Consider the following 25082-nt stretch of genomic DNA (forward strand, 5'->3'; position numbering starts at 1 on the left):
TTTTTTCTTTTCTAGTAAAGTATTCACTTCATTCTCAAAAATAACAAATTACAATAATTTTACAAATGTAAAAATTCAGAAAATTTATAAAATAGTTATTGCGATTATCTTGTAAAACGCTTACAATAATAAAATATAAAGAGGGGGAGTCAACATGAATTTGGCATTGTTAGGTTTTGGTATGGTTATTATATTTATGATTCTTATCATGAGTAAGAAGATGTCAGCACTGGCAGCTTTAATTATTGTACCTACTGTATTTGGATTGATTGGGGGATTTTATTCAAAACTAGGCGATTATATGGTGGATGGTCTACTCACGGTAGCACCAACAGGCATCATGCTCATATTTGCTATATTATACTTTGGCGTTATGATTGATACCGGATTATTCAATCCAATCATTGAAGCGATTATGAAGGCTGTTAAAGGCGATCCAGTGAAGATCACAATTGGTACAGTTGCACTTGCATCACTTGTCGCGCTTGATGGAGACGGCACAACAACATTTATTATTACAGTAACAGCGATGTTACCTTTATATAAAAAGATGGGCATGAATTTATACATACTATCTACACTTGCTTTATTATCTATCGGTGTTATGAATATGACACCATGGGGTGGACCAACTGCAAGGGCTATCTCATCATTACAATTAACAACAGAAGAAGTATTCACACCGATTATTCCTGTTATGATTGCTGGTATACTGTTTGCAGTATTTGCAGCATATGTATTAGGGATTAAAGAAAGAAAAAGAGTGGGTATTAAGAACCATTTAAGTTTATCACTAGATGATATGCATAATTCAAATGGAACTGATGAAGATGAAAAAGAATTACTAAGACCAAAATTAGTCATTGTGAATGCACTATTAACAATCTTATTATTAGTGGCACTTATAACAAGCTTCTTACCAATTCCAGTTCTATTTATGATTGGTTTTGCGGCAGCGCTTTTAATTAACTATCCAGGATTAGGCGTTCAATCAGACTTAATTAAAAGACACGCCGGAAATGTATTAGCCGTTGTTGGTTTAGTATTTGCGTCAGGGATTTTTACTGGTGTAATGAACGGTACAGAAATGGTAGACGAAATGGCGAAATCATTAGTAAGCATTATTCCAGAATCTATGGGCAACCACTTTGCGTTGATCACAGCAGTACTCAGTATGCCATTTACTTACTTCATGGCTAATGACCCATTCTACTACGGTATCTTACCGATCCTAGCAGAATCTGCACAACAATTTGATGTATCAAAAGCAGAAATGGCAAGAGCATCAATATTAGGACAACCTGTACACGTGCTAAGTCCATTGTATGCAGCAGGATACCTATTAGTAGGTATGTTAGGTATTGATTACGGTACAAACCAAAAAGTCGTTATGAAATGGGCAATAGGGTCATCTGTATTTATGATCCTTGTTGCAGGTATTATAGGTGTCATTTCATTTTAATATTAATATGGTTACACTCGTTAAAAGAATAATGTTATAATCTGATTAACAAAGTGTTTAATCACAGAAACACCAAACCCCTCACTATTGCCGTAGTGAGGGGTTATTTTTGTGGTGTGGCTATTGAACAGCTTTTGTACTTCAAACAAATCTTTTGAATGGTGTTTCTACTTTAATAAAATGATTGATTTTGCAGTTTTTTTACTATATATTTGTATTAATTATATATTTTGTAGAGGTGATTATATGGTCTTTTATGATGAAAAAGTTTTTGATTCAATAGTAAAAGGTGTAGTTGCTGGATATAAGGAATACATAGATGTTAGAAAAGCAGCTCATGAAAACATGGTTATTAGTGATGCTTATGCATTTGTGAAATCTAATCACATTGAAAATCAAGTTTATAAACACATTGAACAATATGTACATTTTACAAAACAAAATGCGGGGCCAGCATGGAAGTTTTTAAAATTTGATATAGATAAAGAAAAATTTTCTAGTGATATGACATTTATATTAAAAAATGAAAGTTATTTTGATGAAAATAGAGTTACATTTGGAAAAAATGCTTTGAGTGAAAAAGATACTAAAGAAAAGCAATATTTAAGAGAACTTATTGAGTCGAACTCAGCTTATGATTTTGAGAAAGTAAAAAATTATTGTAATGGTGCTTTTCAGATGAGTGCGGAAAGTATATTCTTTGAGCAGAAGCAAGATGAAAAGATGGCAGATACAGATAAAGGAATGTTTATGATTTTTACATATGGTATAGATCAAATCACAAGACAGTTAAGTTCCTTAAAGGTCTGGATACCTAATCCAAATGATAATACGGCGTATTTATACAAAGAATTAACAAATGATTTGCATAAACTTATTAAAGAAGAAGAAGATTATACAATTGATGAAAAAGATTTAGAAATACTTCAATCGGATAGAGAAATTGAAATTGTTGATGCTGAACATGTATTTGGTTTCAGAAAAGAGCAAGAAGAAAGTGATAATAATTAAAAGATAGGTGAGACATATGTTTATTGGGAGCAATCTCGAAAATGTCAGATCACTCAATGGACTAAGTCGCAAAGAATTATCAGAGAAAATAGCAGTGAGTGAACAAGCAATATGGCAGTATGAAGTGAAAAATATGATGCCCGAAATTAATAAAATATATGATATATCTAAGTTGTTCAATGTTACAACGGCATATTTTATTAATGAGCAACGAAATGAATTCAAAGAAGTATCGGTTGATAAACATTCTATTGCATTTAGAGCGAAAAATTATAAAGTATCTACAAAAATGTTGAATAAACAGCATAGCCAAGCTAATTATCTATCTAATTTAACATCATATTTATTTTCGTTCGTAAAAATGCCCGTAATATCAATTATGGATTTAATAGATGAACTTGATACTTTTATTATGGATTCAGAAGAAACAAGTAGAGATTTAATTATAAAGCAATGTGCAAATATTAGTCGAAATAAATTATTAAGTGATAAAAGTAATGATCAGTTATTGTTCCAATTAGAGAAGTCTGGAATTATAGTTTATGAAAAACATATAAATTCTGATGCTGATGCATTTAGTTTTTGGTCTGACACAGAATTACCATTTATTATTTTAGGAAGTAATAAGGGTAATGCAGTGCGAAGAGTATTTGATTTAGCGCATGAGCTGTGTCATTTACTACTGCATAGGTATATTCAATTTGATGTATTATCTGCAGATGAGTATAAAGCAATTGAGAGAGAAGCTAATTTATTTGCTGCTGAATTCTTATTACCAGAAGAAGAGTTTGTGGATGATTTTAATAATCTCACAAAAAAGTCTAATCCTGATCAAATGATGTTACTTAAAGAGAAATGGGTTGTATCTATACAAGCTATGGGTATGAGAGCATATTATCTTGGGTTAATCACAGATGTACAATATAGATATTTTTGGGCTTCTATTAACAAAAAGGGATATAAAAAGAAAGAACCATTAGATGAATCAATACAAATATCTAAACCTGTGAAGATTAATAGTTTGTTAGATTATTTCTTTAGAGAAAATCTATTGTCACCTGAACAGCTTTTAAATGATTTAAAGGTGGAGCCTCAATTTCTAAGTGATATTGCATGTATAGATAATCGTATTTTATTCAAATACATGAATACTAGTAAAACCAAACAACATGAATTAATTACAAACTTATTTCGGTAATAAATTTGGAAATACATTAATAGATGTGAAAAAAAGACGCTCATAGGAGCGTCTTTTTTCTATACTAATGCTTTGAAGTTTTCTAGGCGTTTTGCTTTTTCTTCGTCACTGATGTTGTGTGCTTTTACGTAACGGTTGCTTTCGTGTTCAGCACATTCGTGTGAACATGCGCCTAAGTATTTATGTTCGTTTTCTTCTGTTACTAAGAATTGACGGTTACATTCTGGGTTACTACAGTTGATATATCTTTCACATGGTGTACCGTCGAACCATTCTTTACCGACAATTTGTTTGTCTACTTGGTTAACTTCTACACTGATGCGATCATCGAAGACATACATTTTGCCATCCCAATATTCGCCTTTTGTTTCTGGATCTTTACCGTAAGTTGCGATTCCGCCTTCAAGCTGGCTAACGTCTTCAAATCCTTCTTTAAGTAAGAAACCTGAGAATTTTTCACAACGGATACCACCTGTACAATAAGTTACGATTTTTTTATCCATAAATTGTTCTTTGTTCTCTTTAATCCAGTCAGGTAAGTCTCTGAAACGAGTGATGTTAGGACGAATGGCACCGCGGAAGTGTCCTAAATCGTATTCATAATCGTTTCTTGCATCAATCACAATTGTTTCATCTGATAATAATGCTTCTTTAAATTCTGAAGGTGATAAGTAGTTACCAGTTAATTCTCTAGGGTTTACATCATCTTCTAAATCTAAAGCAACGATTTCAGGTCTTGGACGAACGTGCATTTTTTTGAAAGTATGACCTTCAGATTCGTCGATTTTAAATGTAATGCCTTCAAATCTTTCGTCAGCTTTCATTTGTTCGATGTATTTATCAGTATCTGCTTTAGTACCTGAAAGTGTACCGTTAATACCTTCAGAAGCTACTAAAATACGTCCTTTCAATTCTAAATCTTTACAGAATGCTAAATGTTCAGCAGCGAAAGTTTCGGGGTCTTCAATTGTTGTGTATTTGTAAAATAATAATACTCTATAATCCATGTTTCATTCTCCTCTTATTTTTCTTAATTTAAGCATATATAATTAATGTCTGATTGAGTGTTTCCTGCTTGGTAATGATGACTTTTATAAGTGCGCACATTTTTATCCTCATTATATTGTATCAAAAAAGTTGCATTTTTCAATTGTTTGATTTTGTAAAACAATATGTAATCGTTTTTATTCTGGATTGTATTGCTTTATAGATCCTTCAACATTAATGTTTGGATTGTGCCAGTGTGATTAACATCTATATTGATATCTTTAAAACCAAGTCTAATGTATAGCTGATATGCGATGTGGTTTGGTTTATCAACAAGTAGAGCGATATGTTTGATATGTGGCATCTGTTTAGACAGTAAGTGGTCTAATTGAGCTAAACTTTCTCTTGCATAGCCTTTTCTTAAATGACGTTCATCGGTTGATAATGACCTTACGAAAATAGTAGATTCAGCTGGTGTGGTGAAGTGCTTTGTAAATTCACAGTATTCATGTAACACAAAAAATACGACTACTTCATTTTGATTATTGAGTCCAAGTATACAATGACGGTTTGGATTATTTTTCGATAACTTAAGATTTTCTATTGGTGATTTCGTGAATTGTAATTGGTCATCATTGATTTGATAGTCCAGAATAGATTGATAGTAAGTGTCATTGTATCTTATTAATTGCATGGTCGTAGCCTCCCGTTTTTAGTTTGGTTATGATTATGGTCATTGTATCATAATCATGTATAATCGAATTACTATTATTAAGGAGCGTTACACATGGAAACTATATATTTAGCTGGTGGTTGTTTATGGGGTGTGCAAGCCTTTGTGAAAACAATTCCCGGTGTGGTTGAGACAGAAGCAGGTAGGGCTAATGGTTCGAGTTGTGAACTTGAAGGTGAATATGATGGTTATGCAGAGTGTGTAAAGATAGTATTTGATCCAGATGTTGTGACAGTTACAGATTTAATGAATGAGTTGTTCGACATCATTGATCCTTATAGTGTAAACCAACAAGGTGAAGATATCGGATTGAAGTATAGAACAGGTGTATATAGTACATATGAACGTCATTTAGAAATAGCACAACAGTATATAGATGGTAGAGAAGACGCCAAACAAATAAAAGTAGAAGTGAAACCCCTGTTAAATTACGTGAAAAGTGCTGAGATACATCAAGATAGACTTGATAAATATCCTGATGACTATTGTCATATTCCAAAAGGATTAATGAACAAATATAAATGAAATAGGGAAGCGGCCATGTTCTCGCAGGAGTCAGCGCAAAAAATGTTTGATTGATAAGGTTAACGAGATAGTTCTGGGAAACAATCCCATTAGAAATTCTAACGGGATAGAAAATGAAAACAATCTCGTTAGAGGGTATATAAAGCACCTAAAAGTCTAAATTAACTACAAAAAGTGAGAAATCAATACGCTAACGGGATAGTTATGAGAAACAATCTTATTAGAAAATTTAACGTGATAGAAAATGAAAACAATCTCGTTAGAGTGTATATAAAGCGCCTAAGAGTTTAAATTAACTGCAAAAAGTGAGAAATCAATACGCTAACGAGATAGTTATGAGAAACAATCCCGTTAGCCAGCCTTAATGTTGCAAGTCGGCCGTCACTAGCAAAGTTCAGCGTCTCAATGTTGCAAGTCAGGCATCACTAGCAAAGTTCAACGTCTCAATGTTGCAAGTCGGCCTTCACTTGCAACATTCAATACCACTCTATAGAACTAGAAAAAACGATTGGGCTCATATTGTAGCCCAATCGTTTTTTATTGTCCGTTATATATATTGAGTTTTAATGGTTTGATGTCATTCTTTGCCCATTCATCATATATTTTTTGTTTGTTTTTATCATTCTCGACAATTGTGATGCCGCAATCTCCACCACCAGCACCTGATGTTTTACTAGCACCGCCATACTTCTCTCCAATGATGCACAGTTTTTTCAAATGTGGTGTCTCGATATCGATTGTTACAAATGAATCTAAATATTGTATGACTGTTCGATTCTTCCTAATGGTTTCTTGAACGCCTTTGATATTATTTGTTTTAAATGATTTGATGAGTTGCTCTACAAACATTTGTGATTGATCAAGGAATTGTCCATAGATGGTAGGGTCAGCTTTAAGTCGTTTAACTTCTCTAACTAAATGTTGAGAAGAAGCGGGTGAGCCTGTCCATCCTATAAGTACTTCCATGCCTTCGGGTGCTTGAAGGGGTTCAATATGAAGTCCTGGCCAATTCTTATGTAGAACGTCCATAACTGATGTTTCCTGGATTTGTTGTTTAACCCAATCGTGATCAAATGTGCTATATACTAACCATCCTGTATAAACACTGACAGCGATATCTCCACATGAACTTAAACTTTGTAATTTCATATTTGCGATAACAGCGAGTTTATATATAAATAAATTGGATAATTGCATATTGTAAAATTCATTTAAACCTTTGATGACAGATACTAAAACAGCAGCACTAGAACCTAGTCCGTATTTATGACCAGATGCATCGTCTAAGTTACTGTCTATTGTAATGTGATAATGTCTTAAAGTAACATTTGCACTTCTTGCGTATTGTTCAAATACTTCAACTGCTTGCGTAATATATTTAAGTTGTTCTGCTGCGTTTGTATCCGAAATGATGATTTTATCTTGCTCTCTCTTAAAAGTAATTGGCTCATGATGTAATGTCTTAGAGTGTATGAACCCAGAAGCTGAGTTGGTATCTTCAATTGTAGCCATTACAAATCGGTCCACTGCGATTAATACAGATTTATATCCAGGTTCTGTAACTGCATATTCTCCAGCAATGTACAGTTTACCCGGCGCTTTGACTTGAATCATGTTATCTCTTCCTTATTTAATAATTTCAATTCCTGTATGTGTGATATCGCTCGCAATTACTTGTTCTTTATTAAAAGATTCGAGTAGAGCATCGATAACATATTGTTGGTTTTTCTTTTCGACTAAAATTTTAACATTAGGTCCAGCATCCATTGTGAAATAACAAGGATAACCCGCTTCTCTACATTGATGTACAATATCCATTACTTCATAACTTTCAGCAACGAGATAAGTAAATGGTGGTTGAGAACCTAAGTTTGTTGCGTGCATGCACAATCCGTTTTCCTCAATAACCGTACCTAAATGTTTGAAATCTTTATGTTCGATTGCTTGTTTAACGTCTGCGATATCTTGATCAACATGATCTAGCCAATATTGATAGAAACGAGAAGTTTCACGTGTATGTGACATACCTGAGCGACTAGACACTTTTTTAGATTGGTTATTAATTACAACGAAAATCATTGCTAAATCATCTTCCCAACCTTGAGCGTCGATTGATTTAGCATAAGAAGTTTCATCGTCATAACCTTTTTCCCATTCTGCAAATCCACCATAAATACTTCGTGATGCAGAACCAGAACCTCTACGTGCTAATCTTGATAAATCTTTCTCAGACATATTTAATTGAAGCGCTTCGTTACAAGCTGCCGCTAATGCCGCATACGCACTTGCTGAAGAAGCAAGGCCTGCAGCGGTTGGTACGTAATTAACACTTTCGATATAAGCGTATTGTGATGTATGACTGCGTTCTCTCACAAGATCCATAAAACGATGAATCTTCTTCGCTTGATCATCTTTCACTTCTTCTCCGTTTAAGATGAGCGTATCTTTCGTATATTCAGGACTAAAAGTCACTTTTGTTTCAGTGTAAAACTTATCAAGTGTCACTGATAAACTATTATTCATGGGAATGATTAATGCTTCATCGGCTTTTCCCCAATATTTAATTAAAGCAATATTTGTGTGTGCACGGGCTTTGCCACTTGTATTCAATCGCGTTGACCTCCTAAGTTTTCAATCCATGTATGATGTGCGCCAAATTTCTCAGCTGCCATTGCAACCTTCTCAGCGATATCTAAATTCTGTGCAAGAATAATCATGCTACCGCCACGGCCACCACCTGTTAGTTTCCCAGCTGTTGCACCTTGGTGTTTACTCATTTCAAGTAAAGCTTCGATATTGTCATGGCTAACTGTGAGCTTACGCAAATTATCTTGAGCAAGTGTAAATACACTGGCTAATTGATTAAAGTCATGATGTTCGATTGCATCATTTGCTTCATATACCAATTGGCCAATATGTTCAACATAACTCATATAAGTAGCGTCTTGATTACATAATTGATGCACTTCTTCAACTGCTTGTTTAGTAGAACCTTTAACACCAGTATCGATGACAACCATATATCCATCAAGGTTTAAAGATTTTAATGTTGTGACTTTGCCTTGATGGAACCAAACAGGTTTGTTAGAAACAATCGTTTGTGTATCTATACCACTTGGTTTTCCGTGAGCAATGCGTTCAGCCCAATTCGCTTCTTCTATTAATTGTTCATTTGTAAGTGTTTGTTTTAAATAATCATAGCTTGCACGAACAAAGGCGATAGCCATAGCAGCACTGGAACCTAGACCTCTTGAAGGGGGGAGGTTCGTTTCAAATTCAACATCGATAGGATTATCTATTTGATGTTGCTCGATAAAGCGTGAAATAACAGCTTTAATATGTTCGGGTGCATCGGATAATTGTCCATCATATACATCACTATGAATATATGAAGGATTATCTTGAGCAAGTGCTGTTATTGTTACTTTCACTTTACCTGTTGTAAATGGAATAGCGATTGCTGGTTGTCCAAATGTAACAGCGTGCTCTCCTATTAAAATAACTTTCCCATTTGCTTCCCCGTATCCAATTTGTGCCATATCTTCGATCACCTTTAGTATTTCTTATTTTATTTTTGTAAACATTCTTTCTTATTATAAAGCTCTATCTTCATATATTCAAAAAGTTTAATCAATATATTACAGATTTGTGACTATAAAACGGTATTTAATTACCTTTTAATCCGTCATAAAAGTCGAATTAATTTGAACGATGGATTACTTTTGAACGTTGATCTACATACGTTTGTAAATCTGGTGATAATACATAGCCTACTGATTTTAAATCAGAAAGTTGAGATGCATTCAATAAATTTGCGATAACATGCATTTGTTCAATAAATTGTTTCATATGTTCAATCGTTTCATCTACGCCAGATTCTTCTAAATATTTTAGGATATATCCTGAAAGACCAACTGCTTGTGCACCTAGAACTAATGCTTTAATCGCATCAAGCGGATTCTTAACACCGCCACTTGCTAGAATATTGATATCAGCATTGAGTAATTTTGCTTCTAATAAGCTTTGGATTGTACTTTGACCCCATTGATTTAAGAAGGCCATATCTTTTAAAGGTCGTCTTTCATTTTCAATAATAGCGAAGTTTGTACCGCCTCTACCGCTGATGTCGACATATTGAATGCCGATGTCTTTTATTTTTTGAATCGTTTCAGCGCTCATGCCGAAGCCAACTTCTTTAATAATGACAGGAACGTCAATGTTCTCTTGAATTTCTTGAATGTTCGTTAACCAATTTTCAAATTGAGTGTCACCTTCAGGCATGATTAATTCTTGAGGTGCATTCACATGTATTTGTAAAGCATCCGCATTTAAAAGTTCGATAGATTTTTTCGCTTTTTCATAAGGAATATCAGCACCAACATTACTGAAGATGATTCCATCAGGGTGTGCGTCTCTAACGATGGTAAAGCTAGATGCAGCGTTTGGATCTTTTAAAGCAGAATGTGTAGAACCCACGGCCATTGGAATTTCACAAGCTTTGGCAATTTGAGCTAGCTGCTTATTGATTTCTGTCGCTCTTTCACTTCCACCAGTCATCGCGTTTATATATAAAGGATATTTAAATGTGAAATGAGGGAATCGAGCAGATAAGTCGATTTGATTTTTATTAATTGAAGGAATGGATTGGTGAATTAGTTGTACCTTATCAAAATCAGTCCCTGCTGTTTGATAAGTATCCAAAGCTAATTGAATATGTTCATTCTTTCTTCTACTTCTTAATGAGTCGTCCATTCATTTGTCCTCCATGAATTTATATAATTGAAAAATTTGTATTAATATCAATCATATTATATCAGTTGTTATATTGAATATAAACAACTGCACATTTTAATAAGAAAAAATGAGGATATTTTGTACTTTTAAGGAGGGGAATTGTACTTTTACAATGGCGATTGAATGGGAGTGTGAATTAGAAAGTGAGATTAAGCGCGTGTAACGGACATAATCTGGAATTCTGTCCGTAAGAGAGGTGTAACGGACACAATTCAGGATTCTGTCCGTAAGAAGGTTGTAACGGACATAATTCGAAATACTGTCCCTAAGAGAGGTGTAACGGACACAATTCGGAATACTGTCCGTAAGAGAGGTGTAACGGACATAATTACTTTGAATAAAATATACAAAACGTCTGGGAATCATACCTAGACGTTTTATTTTAATTTTTAAAAATACACGCGCTCATAAATGATAAAAAATGTTATGATTGTATGAAAGCGATAACATATATTGTTTGAAATGGGGGGTGCCAGTGTGGCGGAAATGTTTAATATTTTATTGACCGTAGTGGTGCCGATATTTTTAATGACTGCACTCGGTTATGTTTTACAAAAGCGTGTTAAGTTGGATTTACGAACTTTAGCGAAGTTAAATATAAATGTATTTGTGCCTGGGTTTATTTTTGCAAAATTTTATAAATCAGATTTAGCAGTGCATTTATTATTCTACATCGTTATCTTCTTCTTGATTTATATCATCATCTTATACATAGTGGCGTTACTTACTTCGAAATTACAAAAGTTAGACAAAGGGAAAGAAACGACGTTAATGAATAGTGTGCTCTTCTTTAATTCTGGGAACTATGGTGCGCCTCTAAATGACATCGTATTTAAAAGTGATCCCGTAGCTATGTCAGCACAAGTTATTATTCTTACTTTGCAGAATGTATTCACGTTTACTTATGGAATATTTGCAATTCAATCTGTACAAGTGGGCAAACTTAAAGCGCTGCTCAATTATTTCAAGATGCCTATTATTTATGCATTAGTCATTGCGATTATTTTGAATTATAATCATATAGCGATTCCTGGTTTTCTATGGACAACGGTGAGTTATTTGTCGGATGCAATGATTGCTGTGGCTTTAATTCTATTAGGCGCTCAAATTGCGAATATTAAATTGCGCTTCAAGTGGTCGTCATCTTATATATACATAGTAATTCGTTTAGTCGTTGGACCAGCAATTGCATTTGTCATTATAAAATGTATGGGACTGGATGGCATCATAGCACAAACATTATTTATCGCATCAGCAATGCCAACGTCTGTTAATAGTTCGGTGATTGCTCAAGAATATGATAACTATCCTGAATTAGCAGCAGAGTTAGTGTTTTTATCAACATTATTTAGTTCAATTACGGTTGTAGTTGTGATTCATTTTTCACATATTCTGTTTTAAAAAAGGAGTGGGACATTACGTTATAATCCCAGTCTTTACAAAGTGTCGACAAAGTATATTTGTCGGCATTTTTTTGCGCATGCTTTTAATATAGCGCTAACGAGATAGTTTTGAGAAACAATCCTGTTAGAAAATCTAACGAGATAGAAAATAAAAACAATCCCGTTAGCGATCATATAAACCTCTCAAAAGCTTAAATTAGCTACAAAAAGTGAGAAAACAATGTGCTAACGAGATAGTTCTAGGAAACAATCTTGTTAGAAAATTTAACGAGATAGAAAATAAAAACAATCCCATTAGAGGGATTGTTTTTATTTTCATTTACTTCATGCGTATGAGTAATTCGGCTTTGATAATATTCATTGCTTCTTTATATTGATCGGCTGAATGTTCTTGAGCGTTAGCGATAAGTAACTCTACTAATTCTTCGTCTTCTTTATGACTGACTTCTTCTTCAAATTGGAAAATGTTTTCTTCGGTTTCTTTCTCGTTAGCGTTTGGTTTAATGATTTGGTAATAACTATCTGCGCCAAGGCCACCTTCTTCAATCATAATAGAAATTTCTGATGAACGTAATTCGTTTTGACGATTGACATTGATAAGATTTTTTTCTTCTACAGTCATTTGAATGACCTCCTTTAATTACGATTTATTGAATGATCACATGGGTCCAAAAGGGATAGGTTTATTAACTATAGTGTATAATTACACCGATATATTTTCAAACTGTTTGCTCAAAAACTCGTAGTGAATTATTACATATATAAAATAATTTGTGCATGATGTGTTCTGGAATTTTGCATGAAATGAATGGCGTTATCTAGCGATAGGTTGTATAAAGTTGTGTATTATTGAATTGCAAAATTAAACATTAAATTATATTTGCATAATGATTCGCTGTTTTGTAATTCCACTTTGATTAACAGAATGTAGACCTAACGTTAGGTTGATTGTTAATTTTATGTTTAGAACGACGGTATGTTAAGTGATACAAAGATATGTTGTGAATTATTGATTTTTATTAATAAAAAGATATTGTTGTATATCTTTTTGCTTTTGTTTTACATTTGTACTATGTTATATTTAGTTATGTAAGGGCTTACATTTTAAAGAGAGTATATCAAGGGATGGTTGAAATCATGTTGAGATAAGGGGTAATCGTATGAAAGTGATTTCGTTCAATGAATTAAAAAATATTGTTAATAAAGGTGATGTGATTGCCTTAGCTGCTTTATCTGTTTGTAATTTGCCTGTTAATATACTCAAACATCTTGTTAAAGCGCATGACGAATATGGTAATTTAGATGATTTAACCTTTATGGTAGCTAATGATGTGAGTGATTATCGTGGTGATGGTTATGATTTAGATTCATTTGTAAGTCGTGGCATGGTCAAACGGTTCGTAATGAGTATTATGATCAGTTCACCAAAGTCGATTGAAGCGATGAAGAATAATGAAATTGAGGCTTACTTCTTACCTCAAGGATTGATCGCGACGCATTATCGACAGTCATTACAACAATTTCCTCACACGATTACTAAAATCGGATTAAATACATCAGTAGATCCGAGATATACCGGTGGCAAAGTGAATGAACTGACGAAAGAGGATTTAGTCAGTTTGATAGACATCAATGGAGAAGAATATTTGCAGTATAAGTTCCCTAAAGTAGATGTTGCTTTATTGCGCGGAACATATGCCGATCAAGAAGGCAATATTTACATGACACAGGAATCTCATTTAGGCGAAGGATATGGTGTCGCATTAGCTGCACATCAAAATGGCGGCAAAGTGATTGTACAGGTGAAAGATGTCGTAGAGAAGAGCAGTTTTAAACCGACCGAAGTCTTCATACCTGGAAAGCTAGTTGATTATGTCGTGGTCAATGATAATCCGAAATATCATAGACAGATTCCACAGCTTGATTATCATCCGGCGCTGACAGGTGAATACACCGTGAGTGGTCCGCAAGAACCTAACAATGATTTCAGTGTAAGAAAAGTAATTTTAAGAAATGCGGCGCGATTTTTAACTGAAGGGGACGTCGTAAGTATCGGATTTGGTATTAACAACGAGTTGTCGAATCTTTTAGTAGAGGAGCGAGTTGAAGATTTAGTTCAACTGAATATAGATACTGGCGTGTTTGGTGGATTGATTGGTAGTGGCCAAAATTTCGGGATGAACTATAACTTAGATGCCCGAATGCGACATGAAATGACTTGGGACTTTATTTATAACGGTGGTTTAGATATTGCTTACTTAAGCTTTGCGGAAGTAGATCAATTTGGCAATGTGAACGTGTCTAAATACGGCGATAGAATGAATGGCTGTGGCGGATTCATTGATATTAGTCAAACCGTTAAGAAAATCATCTTCTCCGGAACGATGGTTGTTGGAAGCAAGTCATCTTGTAATGAAGATGGTTTAGTCATCGACCAAGAAGGACATTCAAAGAAATTTGTTGAACAAGTTCATAATATGGACTTCAATGCTGAGTATTCAAGAGAATGTGGCCAAGAAGTTTATTACGTTACAGAACGAGCGGTATTCCAGTTGTTGGATGATGGACTGACTTTGATTGAAGTTGCTCCTGGTTTAGATTTAGAAAATGATGTACTCGCGCATTTAGATTTTCAACCGAAGATTGCAGAACATATTAGCATCATTAACAAGGATATTTATCAACCAACTTGGGGAGAATTGAAGCAATGTATTAAAGACAATGGTTAAAAATGATTAAGGGGGTCATTTATTATGAATTACGATTGGATTAAGACAAGAGCACAATTTGATGATGATGATAAAGCAGCGGTGATTGATCCGTTAAAAGGAACTGAGTGGACGTATAAAGAGTTGAATATTCGTGCTGAAAACTTAGCGAACCATTTACAAGATCAAGGTATAGGCAGAGGAGATGTCGTAGGGATTTTTGCTCCAAATGATGTTTCAGTAATCGATTTATTATTCGCTTCATTTAAAATAGGCGCAATATATTTTCCGATGAATTGGCGTTTGAAGCCAACTGAAATAGAAAGTGTGATTAAAGATTCAGGCGTTAAGAAAATCTTCTATGCAAATAAACATTTAAGCAGTTTACAAGGTATAGCAGATGACTATTTGTATATGGATATAGATTCACCAGCGTATGATGCGCTCGTTAATCCGGAACATCATAAACCGTTTAAAGCAGCAGATGTGAATGGAGATGAAACGGCAGCGTTAATGTATACGAGTGGAACGACAGGTGTTCCTAAAGGCGTCGAATTCACATATGAATCATTTGTTTCAAATGCGATTAATGCGATTTTAACGTATAAAGTGAATGACGAATTTACAACAATTGTTTCATTACCGATGTTCCATGTATTTGGTTTTAATGATTTAACGGTACCGTTATTAATGTCTGGAGGATCACTTGTGTTGCACCGATACTTTGAAGGTGTGCAACTCAATGATTTAATGGCAAAGTACAAACCGAATTATTTAACACTTATACCGACAATGTATTATGCCATGCTTGTTGAACCAAACTTTGATGTTAAGAATTTTGAAAATGTAGATTATCTCATTCAAGGAGGATCAGCACCACTGTTAGGTGTTCAGAAGAAATTCGCGAGCATGGGACTCAATATTATCAATGGTTATGGTTTAACAGAAGCACCGTTATCATTAGTGAATACACCGGATAATTCGCTAAAAAAACCGATGAGTATAGGCAAACCAGTTATGTTTGTCGAAACGCGTTTATTTGATGAAGATTTCAATGAAACGCCTGTCGGAGAAATAGGAGAACTTGCGATTAAAGGGAAACATGTGACACCGGGCTATTGGAATAAACCTGAAGCAACTGCAAAAACATTTCATGATGGCTATTTCTTAACAGGAGACCTTGCCCGTATAGATGAAGACGGAGACATATTTATTGTCGATCGTAAGAAAGAGTTAATCATTACAGGTGGAGAGAATGTCTTGCCGTCTGAAGTCGAACATGTCCTTGCATCACATCCATTGGTTGCACAATGTGTTGTCGTGGGATATGACAGTGAGAAATTCGGTGAAGATGTGGCAGCAGCTGTATTGTTAACAGAGAATGACCCAGACTTTAAAGAAAAATTAGATGAACATATGACAGCGAATTTAGCGCGATATAAAGTGCCAAAAATATATTTAAAAGTAACTAAAATGCCTTTAACAGCAACATCTAAACCAGACAAATTAGAAATTAAGAAGATGATTAACGCAAAAAACACAAAGTAAAAATCAATAAAAATAAAGGTGTAAAAATTTTTGAACATTAATGAAAGCGCTTAAATAATATATGGAGGTCATCATTATGACAACAAAATCAGAAACTTTAAAAACATTATTTCCTGAAGATATATTGAATATTGCTAGCGATTTAACAGAAGGTGAAGTTACATTCTTAAAGCAACTCGATGATTTATTAGAAGAAAAATATCGTCCAACAATCAATGAACACTGGGTGAACGCTACTGTTCCTGAAGGATTTTTTGAAGATATGGGTAAACTCAACTACTTCCAAAATCGATTGCTTTTTGAAGGACGTGAAGGTGCTAAAACACCAAGCCAACTATTTCAATTCTTTATGTCTTACGTTGTAGCAAGATTTGATGTGTCTTTAGTTACATTGTTAGGGGTTCATCAAGGTTTAGGGCATAATTCCTTCCTATTTGGAGGTAGCAAAGAACAAATTGCACATTACATTCCTAAATTACAATCACATGAATTGAGAACTTGCTTTGCTTTAACTGAGCCAGAGCACGGATCAGATGTAGCAGGTGGGTTAGAAACGACAGCTAAACGTGAAGGTGATAAATGGATATTAAATGGAGAGAAGAAATGGATTGGTGGTGCAAACTTAGCAGATGTCATTCCGTTATATGCAGTTGATGTAGATACAGGAAAACCTAAAGGATTTATTATTAGACCTGAACAAGAAGGTGTGGATATCGACATCATAGAGAACAAAATTGCGCTAAGAATCATTCCGAATACACGAATCCATTTGAAAAATGTAGAAGTGGCTGAAGATCAACGCCTTCAAAATATAAATGGCTTTAAAGATATTGCGAAAATACTTTATTCAACACGTGCAGGCGTAGCATATATGGCTACAGGTGCACTTGCGGGCGCTTTACGTGCAACACTTGATTATGTGACTGAACGTAAACAATTCGGTAAAGAAATTAGTAAATATCAATTGATTCAAGAAAAATTGGCAATGATGCAAGGTAATTTAGCACATTCAATGTCCATTTGTGCACAATTAGCAAGAATGCAAGAAAATGGTGAATACGATGAAGTTGCTACTTCAACTGCGAAGATGATGAATGCACTTAGATTACGCGAATCCGTTTCTATGGGACGTGGCATCACAGGTGGTAACGGTATTCTTGCTGAATATGATATTGCAAGATTCTTTGCGGATGCAGAAGCGATTTATACGTATGAAGGTACACATGAAATTAATGCGTTAGTAATAGGACGTGCTTTGACTGGAGATTCAGCATTTCTTTAAATCTAAACACATGTTATGAATCACAGAATATATTAATTTGGAGGACTCTTTATGACAATAAATAAAGCGATCGTTTTAGGTGCAGGTACAATGGGAAGTCAGATTGCTGCATTATTAGTAAATGCAGGATTAAAAGTAAAACTATTAGACATTGTAATAGATGAAAAGGATCCAAATAAAATTTCTAAAAAAGCGTATGACATTATTACGGATAAGAAACGACCATTATTATTTGATTTAGAAACAGCATCTAATTTATCGTTTGGTAACTTTAGAGATGATTTAACAGAAAAAGATGATGCAGATATTTATATTGAAGCGGTTAAGGAAGAAGTAGATATTAAGCATCAAGTATGGAAACAAGTGACAAAGGTTGCTAAAGAGCGTGCAATCTTTGCGACTAACACTTCGGGAATTCCAATCGAAGCGATATCTAAAGCATTTGATGATAAAAATAAACAACGATTTTTAGGGATGCATTTCTTTAACCCACCTCGTATTATGAAATTGGTTGAAGTCATTCCAAACGCTGAAACAGCTGAGCATGTCATTGAAAGTGTTCAATTATTCGCTGAAGAAAGATTAGGTAAAGGCGTTGTTGTTGCTAATGATGTACCAGGATTTGTAGCGAATAGAGTGGGGACGCAAACGATGAATGATATTATGTATCGTGCTGAAGAGCAAGGTCTTTCGATCGTTGACGTCGATGCGTTAACTGGCCGTGCGATTGGCCGACCAGGCACAGGCACATACGGATTATCCGATTTAGTAGGATTGGATATTGCAGTTACCGTTACGAAAGGATTGCAACAAGTACCGGAAGAACAACCATACTTTAAAGATTCAAAAGTAGCAGAAACGCTCGTTCAACAAGGTGCACTTGGCCGTAAAACGAAACAAGGTTTTTATAAAAAAGTTAAAAAAGATATCCTTGTCTTTGATATCAATTCAAATGATTATGTTCAACAAGAACGTCCAACGTTTGAAATATTAGCATCTTTCAGTAAAGATTTAAAATCTAATTTAGATGTCATCTTTAATGCAGAAGATAAAGGCGGTCAATTTTTATGGGAAACATTAAGAAATAACTTCTATTACTCTGCAATTAATGTGCCGAAAGCAGCTGCAGATTATCGAGATATCGATAGAGCGCTCGTATGGGGCTTTAACTGGAAGAAAGGACCGTTCCAACTTTGGGATTTAATGGGCTTTGAACGTGTTAAAACGAAAATGAAAGAAGAACTTGGAGAATTGCCGGAATGGATTGAACAACAAACAGACGGATTCTATCAAGAAGGAGAATCTATCGAACGTGTGACACCAGCATCAGCATTTATCGATCGTGAGATTTGGAATAAAGAAGATTCACTTTTATCTGTAGCTAACAAAGATCAATTATTATTTAAGATTCAAAGTAAAAATAATATTATTTCTGATGGTGTCGCAAGTGATATCATCGCATCTATTGATTTACTTGAACAAGAAGATTATTCAAGTATGGTCATTTATGCTGACGGCAATAACTTCAGTGTTGGCGCGAACTTGTATTTGATGAAACAAGCGCATGAACATAATCAAGTTGTTGAAGGTGTAGGACCAGCAATTGATAAACTTCATGAAAGTTTCAATAGAATGAAATATGCATTAAAACCAATTGTTACTGCTGTTCACGGAAGAGCACTTGGTGGCGGATGTGAAGTAGTCTTGCACTCACCGTTTATCGTAGCCGCAAGTGAAACATATATCGGTTTAGTTGAGACAGGCGTAGGCTTATTACCTTCTGGTGGAGGATTAGCTGAATTGTCGGATAGAATATTGAGAAGCAATCATAAAAATGATGATAAACAAACGTCAGTGATGCAAATATTAATGAACGTAGGTTTAGCGAAAGTTTCTACAAATGCTTATGAAGCTAAACGATATGGTTATATTCGCGACATTGATACGATTATTTTCAATAAAGAAAAACGTGTCGAAGTAGCTTTAAATAAAGCGAGATATGAATCTGAAGCGAATTATATACCGAAACCTAAAGCACAATATCCAGCATTGGGTAGAGATTTCAAAGCACTTGCACAAGCGCAATTAGATGCACAACGCATCGGTCATTTTATCAGTGACTATGATTATGAAATTACATTGAAGGTGGCACATATACTTTCTGGTGGTGACTTACCACGTAATACGTTCGTGAATCAAAGATATATTCAAAAGCTTGAACGAGAAGGCTTCTTATCTTTATTACAAAATAAGAAAACGTATGATCGCATTACCCATATGTTAGAAAAAGGCAAACCTTTACGTAATTAATCAAGAGCTGAATAAGAGAGGATGGATATCAATGCAAGAAGCATATATAGTAGCATACGGTCGTTCTGCAGCAGGAAAAGCAAAACCAGGAGGCGCTTTATTTCATGAAAGACCAGATGAAGTTGGCGGACAAGTATTAAAAGGTGTGCTCGATCGCATTGGAGGTACATTTGAACCGAGCATGGTGCAAGATGTGATTGTCGGGAATTCTTTCCCTGAAGGTTTGCAAGGGCAAAACATCGCACGTTCAATTGCATTACTAGCAGGTTTACCTAATGAAGTACCTGGACAAACAGTGAATCGTTACTGTTCATCTGGACTTCAAACAATTGCCATCGCTGCCAATGAAATTATGTCAGAACAAGCTGATGTATTAGTTGCTGGTGGTGTTGAATTGATGAGTGCAGTACCAATGGGTGGGAATGAACCTACCAATAATCCTGAATTACAAGAACAAGATACAGGTGTTTCTTATCCAATGGGATTAACAGCTGAAAAGGTTGCTGAAACATACAAAGTGTCAAGAGAAGAACAAGATAAATATGCAGTTGAAAGCCATAAACGTGCAACGGAAGCACAACAATCTGGAAAATTTGAAAATGAAATTATACCGATTGAAGTGCATAAAGTGAATTACGGCGCACGAGGACCAGAAGTGAGTAAAGATATATTTAAACAAGATGAGTTGATTCGATCAGAAACGAATTTAGAATCACTATCACAATTAAGAACAGTATTTAAAGCTGATGGAACAGTCACTGCAGGAACATCAGCACCATTAACAGACGGTGCAGGATTTGTAGTGTTAATGTCAGGTGATAAAGTTAAAGAATTAGGCGTGAAGCCTATTGCTAAATTTGTAGGATTTAAAGCAGTAGGTGTAGATCCTAAATTAATGGGTATCGGTCCAGCGTATGCGATACCAGAAGTGCTTGAATTAGCAAACTTATCCATTGATGACATCGACTTAGTAGAATTGAACGAAGCCTTTGCTTCACAAACAATCGCTTCAATGAATGAAGTCGGTTTAGATATTAATAAAACAAACGTTAACGGTGGTGCAATCGCATTAGGACATCCACTTGGTGCAACAGGCGCAATGTTAACTGGAAAATTATTATCTGAAATGGAGAAAAGACCAGATTCAAAATATGGCATGGTTACAATGTGTATCGGTGTAGGTATGGGTGCAGCAGGTATATTTGAATATGTAAGGTAAAACGGATTGAGATATCGTGCGATACAGGGTCAAACGCACGATATCTTTTGTTGTAATTTTTTTATAAAAATATAGCTTGTATGGTGATCAAATAAAGGAGGCAATGGTATGGAATTGGGAATCAAACTTGAATTTGAAAGAAGAATCAGAGGATTAGACAAAAAGGAATTAGCTGACATTTTGAATGATTTTACACAATCTAGATTTTATACAAAAAGAAAGATAAAGGACTTAGAATCTAATCGATGTGATTTTACCTATCGTATCATAAATGACCTTGCATCATATTTTAGTATATCGATTTCAGAATTCTTGGAAAAAGATTGGGAATCTTACAATAAATCTGAAATTAGAAGTATTAACTTTAATATCGAAGAATACTTCCATGGTCATAGCAATGGGATGCCAAAAACTTTTAAAAACTTATCAGACATCATTCCCAATTTTGATTTAGTGAAAAGTAGAGATTGGGTTTCTTTACCTAAATATGATTTTATAATGCGTGATTATTACGACTTCTTATTTAAAGATGTGAGTAAAGAAAGTAGTGATATACTTTTTTATAGGTCTGTTTCTTTTGTGGATCATTTGGAAATGTTTGGTGCATTTGAACATAAAAATACATGGAAATTCCCGATAAATTTAGAAATAGATTCAGCTGGATATACTAGTTTTAATGATAAAAGGGAACCTATTGATATGAATGCACTTATTCATAATATAGAGTTTGCCCAAAGTGAAATTAGAAGTGTTTTTGAAGAAGATTATTACGACTACCATGATGAGAGTAAAATAGGATTGCAATTATTAAGTGAATATAGAGAACGACAAGATATCGAAATTCAAGATATTGAAAAAGACATTAATATTTCAAGTAGTGAATTTTTGCAATGGGAAATGAATAATAAACAGCCGAAAATTGAAGATGTTATTAAAGTATGTGATTATTTGGGAATTAATATTGATTTGTTATCTTATAACACATTAAGAACGATGAATAATATGAATTCTCAAACCATTGCGGAATTTATACTTTATAACACTGAAGTACAAAATTTGAAAGAATTAACTGAAACGTATTTTTTCTCAGATAGACAAAGTATGTTTTTGATACCTAAGTATTGCTATACTTATATGTTTAACTATTTAAATGATAATAGACAAAAGAAGAGGGGGGTTAAAGAGGCTTTCCAATTCACGAAAGAGTTTTTTATCAAGTGGTATGAATTTAATAAAGTTAGACAGCTACTGTTTTATAAATTAGAGGGACTAGTTGCCAAGACAAACTTTATTCATTATTCAGAGGAAGAAATTAAAAGTTATTTGGGAAATAGTTATTATCCTGAGAATCCTGTGAAACTTTTGACGCAACTAGTTCTTGATAGAGTGGGAAGTTATGGTTATAAAGATAAAGCGCAGGTTATTAATAGTGTTCGTAGTATAGATATAGAACGTTTATTACAACCTACGGAAAAATTAAACCTACGCCCAGAAATAAGTGATACTGAAACTTGATGGAACTATGGAAGTTCTAACTATATGTCCAGATTAATTTGTTATTAACGCAATTCCTAGTACTTGTATTACTTTGAATTTTTCTAGGAATGATGAATGAGTGAAATCTAAAAAAGGCTTCAAATATCAAAATATGGCATGGTTACAATGTGTATCGGTGTAGGTATGGGTGCAGCAGGTATATTTGAATATGTAAGGTAAAACGGATTGAGATATCGTGCGATTAGGTATGAAACGCACGAAGACTTTAGGTATAGAGCGGAGATATCGTGCGATTCAAGGTCAAACGCACGAAGACTTTGGGTATAGTGCAGAGATATCGTGCGATTCAGGGTCAAACGCACGAAGACTTTGGGTAAAGTGACGAGATATCGTGCGATTCAGTATCAAACGCACGATATCTTTTGTTATCAAATCAAAAAAAGGATGGGACACTGTGTCCCATCCTTTCTTCTATTTATTATATTTTTGTTGTTCTGCTTCTCTTAATTCAACGCGTCGTATTTTTCCAGAGTTTGTCTTTGGTAGTTCTGAAACAAATTCGATTGCTCTTGGATATTTATATGGTGCGACGTCTTTTTTAACGTAAGTTTGAAGTTCTTTAACAAGTTCATCGTTACTTTCGATGTCGTCTTGTAATATAACAAAGGCTTTTACGATATTACCTCTGATTTCATCTGGACTAGCGACAACTGCACATTCTTGAACTTTAGGGTGTTTCGTTAATGAATCTTCAACTTCAAAGGGTCCGATAGTATAACCTGAACTAATGATGACATCATCTTCTCTACCTTTAAACCAAAAATATCCGTCTTCGTCTAATTGAGCACGATCTCCGGTTACGTAATAGTTACCGCGTTTTGATTTTTCAGTACGTTCTTCATCTTTGAAATATCCTTTGAATAGTGATGGAGAATCTAATGAAACAGCGATGTCTCCGATTTCTCCATTTGTTATAGGATTTCCATCTTCATCAATAACATCAACATAACTTCCAGGTATTGCTTTACCCATAGCGCCTGGTCTGCTTTCTGTATCTTTTAAGAATGCAATCAGTAATGTATTCTCAGTTTGTCCATAGCCATCTCTCACTTTAATATTGAAGTTATTCTGGAATTGTTCGATGACTTCTTTATTTAAAGGTTCTCCTGCAGAAACTGCACTATGAAGATGTTCTAAAGTATAATCAGATAAATTTGGTAGTTTAGCCATTAAACGATATTCAGTAGGCGTACAACAAAGTGCATTGATTTGATGTTTCTCTAATAAATCTAAATAAGTAGATGCACTAAATTTACCATTATATACAAAGGCAGTTGCGCCAGAACCGAGGATAGATAAGAATGGACTCCAAATCCATTTTTGCCAACCTGGTGCAGCAGTAGCCCAAACCGTATCAGCTTCACTAATGCTTAACCAATGTTTTGGTGCTGTTTGAATATGTGCAAATCCCCATCCGTGAGAATGGATAACGGCTTTTGGTAAACCAGTTGTACCAGAAGTGTAAGATAAGATAGCGATATCGTCGCGTGTCGTTTCTTCAACCGTTAAGTCTTCACTAGCAGTTGATTGCTCATCTTCTATAGAAATCCAGTCAGCTTTATTTCCTCCTACGATAAATTTCGTTAATTGATCGTATTCTTTTATGTCTTCAAACTCTACTGTACATTGTTGGATGGATACAACTGCATCTACTTCGCCGTGTGAGATTCTGTGTTGTAAGTCTTTTGTACGTAGCATTTCGGAACTAGGGATAATGATAATGCCTAATTTTAATGCCGCAATATAGATTTCATACGTTTTAATAGAACGTGGCATAATGATAAGTACTTTATCACCTTTTTTTAAGCCATGACTTTTGAATATGTTACCTACTTTATTAGCGTTTTTGATCAGCTCAGCATATGTAATTGTTTGAACGTTGCCGTCGACATCTTCAAAAATAATTGCTTCTTTAGAAGTGTTTGAAGTATGCTTTTCAATTTCATGAACAATATTATATTTATCTGGTGCAATTAAATTTGCGTTTTTCATGTTAATCTCCTCGTCTATTTTTAAATTATCCATTCATTTTAACAAGGTATGACAATTAATACGAGTAAATGAAACTATATGAAAGTAATTTAGTTTGAATTATCAAAAAATTTACGTCTTATTGTGGAGAAAGTAGTGGAAATAAGAAAAATTGCAAAAAAAGGAAAGTGACTTTAGAGAAATGATGAAAATATTTTTAAGTTATGAAAATATATTCTATTATGAAATATAAGTGTCTTTACAGGGGATATTCATTGGTGTTTAATCCATTTTAATTTACGATAGTGATATAAGTGTTTTGTATTTATAATTGTACACATATATGTAAGCGTTTTCTATAAAAATGATACATT

19 protein-coding genes and 1 pseudogene are annotated in these 25082 nt (G+C 34.3%); 12 read left to right on the forward strand and 8 right to left on the reverse strand.

What is annotated here, in order from left to right:
* Nucleotides 1-154 precede the first annotated feature (154 nt).
* From P3U32_RS01080 to P3U32_RS01090, 3 genes are all read left to right on the forward strand, one after another.
* Nucleotides 155-1462: a CitMHS family transporter gene (locus P3U32_RS01080; RefSeq protein WP_323703758.1), complete on the forward strand. Its 1308-nt coding sequence runs from the start codon at nucleotides 155-157 to the stop codon at nucleotides 1460-1462.
* Nucleotides 1463-1708: 246 nt separating this feature from the next.
* Nucleotides 1709-2473, forward strand: a complete 765-nt coding sequence (locus tag P3U32_RS01085; protein WP_323703759.1) for a spr1630 family ClpXP-sensitive toxin — start codon at nucleotides 1709-1711, stop codon at nucleotides 2471-2473.
* Between the two features lie 16 nt (nucleotides 2474-2489).
* Nucleotides 2490-3671, forward strand: a complete 1182-nt coding sequence (locus P3U32_RS01090; protein WP_323703760.1) for a spr1629 family repressor/antitoxin — start codon at nucleotides 2490-2492, stop codon at nucleotides 3669-3671.
* Nucleotides 3672-3730: 59 nt separating this feature from the next.
* Here P3U32_RS01090 and P3U32_RS01095 read toward each other — a convergent pair whose 3' ends face one another.
* Entirely contained in the window at nucleotides 3731-4678 is a 948-nt protein-coding gene (locus P3U32_RS01095; RefSeq protein ID WP_323703761.1) for an oxygen-dependent tRNA uridine(34) hydroxylase TrhO, read from the reverse strand.
* Between the two features lie 197 nt (nucleotides 4679-4875).
* Nucleotides 4876-5352 (reverse strand): GNAT family N-acetyltransferase, encoded by a 477-nt coding sequence (locus tag P3U32_RS01100; RefSeq protein ID WP_323703762.1) that lies wholly within the window; start codon nucleotides 5350-5352, stop codon nucleotides 4876-4878.
* A 93-nt stretch (nucleotides 5353-5445) separates the two neighbouring features.
* Here P3U32_RS01100 and P3U32_RS01105 point away from each other — a divergent pair, with 93 nt between their 5' ends.
* Nucleotides 5446-5916 carry a peptide-methionine (S)-S-oxide reductase gene (locus P3U32_RS01105; protein WP_323703763.1) on the forward strand — a complete coding sequence of 157 codons (471 nt, stop codon included), beginning with the start codon at nucleotides 5446-5448 and terminating at the stop codon, nucleotides 5914-5916.
* Nucleotides 5917-6453: 537 nt separating this feature from the next.
* Here the strand turns inward: P3U32_RS01105 and P3U32_RS01110 are convergent.
* From P3U32_RS01110 to fni, 4 genes are all read right to left on the reverse strand, one after another.
* Nucleotides 6454-7530, reverse strand: coding sequence for a phosphomevalonate kinase (locus P3U32_RS01110; RefSeq protein WP_323703764.1), 1077 nt, complete (start codon nucleotides 7528-7530; stop codon nucleotides 6454-6456).
* Nucleotides 7531-7542: 12 nt separating this feature from the next.
* The gene (gene mvaD, locus P3U32_RS01115) at nucleotides 7543-8526 is read right to left on the reverse strand and encodes a diphosphomevalonate decarboxylase (protein WP_323703765.1); all 984 of its coding nucleotides are present in this window, start codon (nucleotides 8524-8526) and stop codon (nucleotides 7543-7545) included.
* Nucleotides 8523-9455, reverse strand: a complete 933-nt coding sequence (mvk, locus tag P3U32_RS01120; RefSeq protein ID WP_323703766.1) for a mevalonate kinase — start codon at nucleotides 9453-9455, stop codon at nucleotides 8523-8525. Before mvk ends, mvaD begins: the two co-directional genes overlap by 4 nt.
* A 160-nt stretch (nucleotides 9456-9615) precedes the next feature.
* Complete coding sequence (gene fni, locus P3U32_RS01125) at nucleotides 9616-10668, reverse strand: type 2 isopentenyl-diphosphate Delta-isomerase (protein ID WP_323703767.1); 1053 nt, start codon at nucleotides 10666-10668, stop codon at nucleotides 9616-9618.
* Between the two features lie 519 nt (nucleotides 10669-11187).
* Between fni and P3U32_RS01130 the strand changes: the two genes are divergently transcribed.
* Nucleotides 11188-12111: an AEC family transporter gene (locus P3U32_RS01130; protein ID WP_323703768.1), complete on the forward strand. Its 924-nt coding sequence runs from the start codon at nucleotides 11188-11190 to the stop codon at nucleotides 12109-12111.
* A 321-nt stretch (nucleotides 12112-12432) separates the two neighbouring features.
* Here the strand turns inward: P3U32_RS01130 and P3U32_RS01135 are convergent, their stop codons facing one another.
* On the reverse strand, nucleotides 12433-12735 hold the full coding sequence (locus P3U32_RS01135; protein WP_323703769.1) for a hypothetical protein: 303 nt from the start codon (nucleotides 12733-12735) through the stop codon (nucleotides 12433-12435).
* A gap of 538 nt (nucleotides 12736-13273) precedes the next feature.
* Here P3U32_RS01135 and P3U32_RS01140 point away from each other — a divergent pair.
* From P3U32_RS01140 to P3U32_RS01170, 7 genes and pseudogenes are all read left to right on the forward strand, one after another.
* Complete coding sequence (locus tag P3U32_RS01140; RefSeq protein ID WP_323703770.1) at nucleotides 13274-14842, forward strand: fatty acid degradation protein FadX; 1569 nt, start codon at nucleotides 13274-13276, stop codon at nucleotides 14840-14842.
* Between the two features lie 24 nt (nucleotides 14843-14866).
* Nucleotides 14867-16369, forward strand: a complete 1503-nt coding sequence (locus P3U32_RS01145; RefSeq protein WP_323703771.1) for a long-chain-fatty-acid--CoA ligase FadD — start codon at nucleotides 14867-14869, stop codon at nucleotides 16367-16369.
* A 76-nt stretch (nucleotides 16370-16445) separates the two neighbouring features.
* The gene (locus tag P3U32_RS01150; protein WP_323703772.1) at nucleotides 16446-17651 is read left to right on the forward strand and encodes an acyl-CoA dehydrogenase FadE; all 1206 of its coding nucleotides are present in this window, start codon (nucleotides 16446-16448) and stop codon (nucleotides 17649-17651) included.
* Nucleotides 17652-17702: 51 nt separating this feature from the next.
* Nucleotides 17703-19961 (forward strand): 3-hydroxyacyl-CoA dehydrogenase/crotonase FadB, encoded by a 2259-nt coding sequence (locus tag P3U32_RS01155; RefSeq protein WP_323703773.1) that lies wholly within the window; start codon nucleotides 17703-17705, stop codon nucleotides 19959-19961.
* A gap of 31 nt (nucleotides 19962-19992) precedes the next feature.
* Complete coding sequence (locus P3U32_RS01160) at nucleotides 19993-21180, forward strand: thiolase family protein (protein WP_323703774.1); 1188 nt, start codon at nucleotides 19993-19995, stop codon at nucleotides 21178-21180.
* A 108-nt stretch (nucleotides 21181-21288) separates the two neighbouring features.
* Nucleotides 21289-22695, forward strand: coding sequence for a helix-turn-helix transcriptional regulator (locus P3U32_RS01165; RefSeq protein ID WP_323703775.1), 1407 nt, complete (start codon nucleotides 21289-21291; stop codon nucleotides 22693-22695).
* A 126-nt stretch (nucleotides 22696-22821) separates the two neighbouring features.
* Nucleotides 22822-22896, forward strand: a pseudogene (locus P3U32_RS01170) (hypothetical protein); the annotation flags it as partial.
* Between the two features lie 252 nt (nucleotides 22897-23148).
* Here the strand turns inward: P3U32_RS01170 and mbcS are convergent.
* Nucleotides 23149-24729, reverse strand: coding sequence for an acyl-CoA synthetase MbcS (gene mbcS / locus P3U32_RS01175; RefSeq protein ID WP_323703776.1), 1581 nt, complete (start codon nucleotides 24727-24729; stop codon nucleotides 23149-23151).
* Between the last annotated feature and the right edge of the window lie 353 nt (nucleotides 24730-25082).

The organism is Mammaliicoccus sp. Dog046, from assembly GCF_034039665.1.
Classification (GTDB): Bacteria; Bacillota; Bacilli; order Staphylococcales; family Staphylococcaceae; genus Mammaliicoccus.

Excerpts from the sequence above, each read along its gene's own strand:
- P3U32_RS01080 (WP_323703758.1), top strand. The coding sequence starts at position 155 with ATGAATTTGGCATTGTTAGGTTTTGGTATGGTTATTATATTTATGATT.
- P3U32_RS01085 (WP_323703759.1), top strand. The coding sequence starts at position 1,709 with ATGGTCTTTTATGATGAAAAAGTTTTTGATTCAATAGTAAAAGGTGTA.
- P3U32_RS01090 (WP_323703760.1), top strand. The coding sequence starts at position 2,490 with ATGTTTATTGGGAGCAATCTCGAAAATGTCAGATCACTCAATGGACTA.
- P3U32_RS01095 (WP_323703761.1), bottom strand. The coding sequence starts at position 4,678 with ATGGATTATAGAGTATTATTATTTTACAAATACACAACAATTGAAGAC.
- P3U32_RS01100 (WP_323703762.1), bottom strand. The coding sequence starts at position 5,352 with ATGCAATTAATAAGATACAATGACACTTACTATCAATCTATTCTGGAC.
- P3U32_RS01105 (WP_323703763.1), top strand. The coding sequence starts at position 5,446 with ATGGAAACTATATATTTAGCTGGTGGTTGTTTATGGGGTGTGCAAGCC.
- P3U32_RS01110 (WP_323703764.1), bottom strand. The coding sequence starts at position 7,530 with ATGATTCAAGTCAAAGCGCCGGGTAAACTGTACATTGCTGGAGAATAT.
- mvk (WP_323703766.1), bottom strand. The coding sequence starts at position 9,455 with ATGGCACAAATTGGATACGGGGAAGCAAATGGGAAAGTTATTTTAATA.
- fni (WP_323703767.1), bottom strand. The coding sequence starts at position 10,668 with ATGGACGACTCATTAAGAAGTAGAAGAAAGAATGAACATATTCAATTA.
- P3U32_RS01135 (WP_323703769.1), bottom strand. The coding sequence starts at position 12,735 with ATGACTGTAGAAGAAAAAAATCTTATCAATGTCAATCGTCAAAACGAA.
- P3U32_RS01140 (WP_323703770.1), top strand. The coding sequence starts at position 13,274 with ATGAAAGTGATTTCGTTCAATGAATTAAAAAATATTGTTAATAAAGGT.
- P3U32_RS01145 (WP_323703771.1), top strand. The coding sequence starts at position 14,867 with ATGAATTACGATTGGATTAAGACAAGAGCACAATTTGATGATGATGAT.
- P3U32_RS01150 (WP_323703772.1), top strand. The coding sequence starts at position 16,446 with ATGACAACAAAATCAGAAACTTTAAAAACATTATTTCCTGAAGATATA.
- P3U32_RS01155 (WP_323703773.1), top strand. The coding sequence starts at position 17,703 with ATGACAATAAATAAAGCGATCGTTTTAGGTGCAGGTACAATGGGAAGT.
- P3U32_RS01160 (WP_323703774.1), top strand. The coding sequence starts at position 19,993 with ATGCAAGAAGCATATATAGTAGCATACGGTCGTTCTGCAGCAGGAAAA.
- P3U32_RS01165 (WP_323703775.1), top strand. The coding sequence starts at position 21,289 with ATGGAATTGGGAATCAAACTTGAATTTGAAAGAAGAATCAGAGGATTA.
- mbcS (WP_323703776.1), bottom strand. The coding sequence starts at position 24,729 with ATGAAAAACGCAAATTTAATTGCACCAGATAAATATAATATTGTTCAT.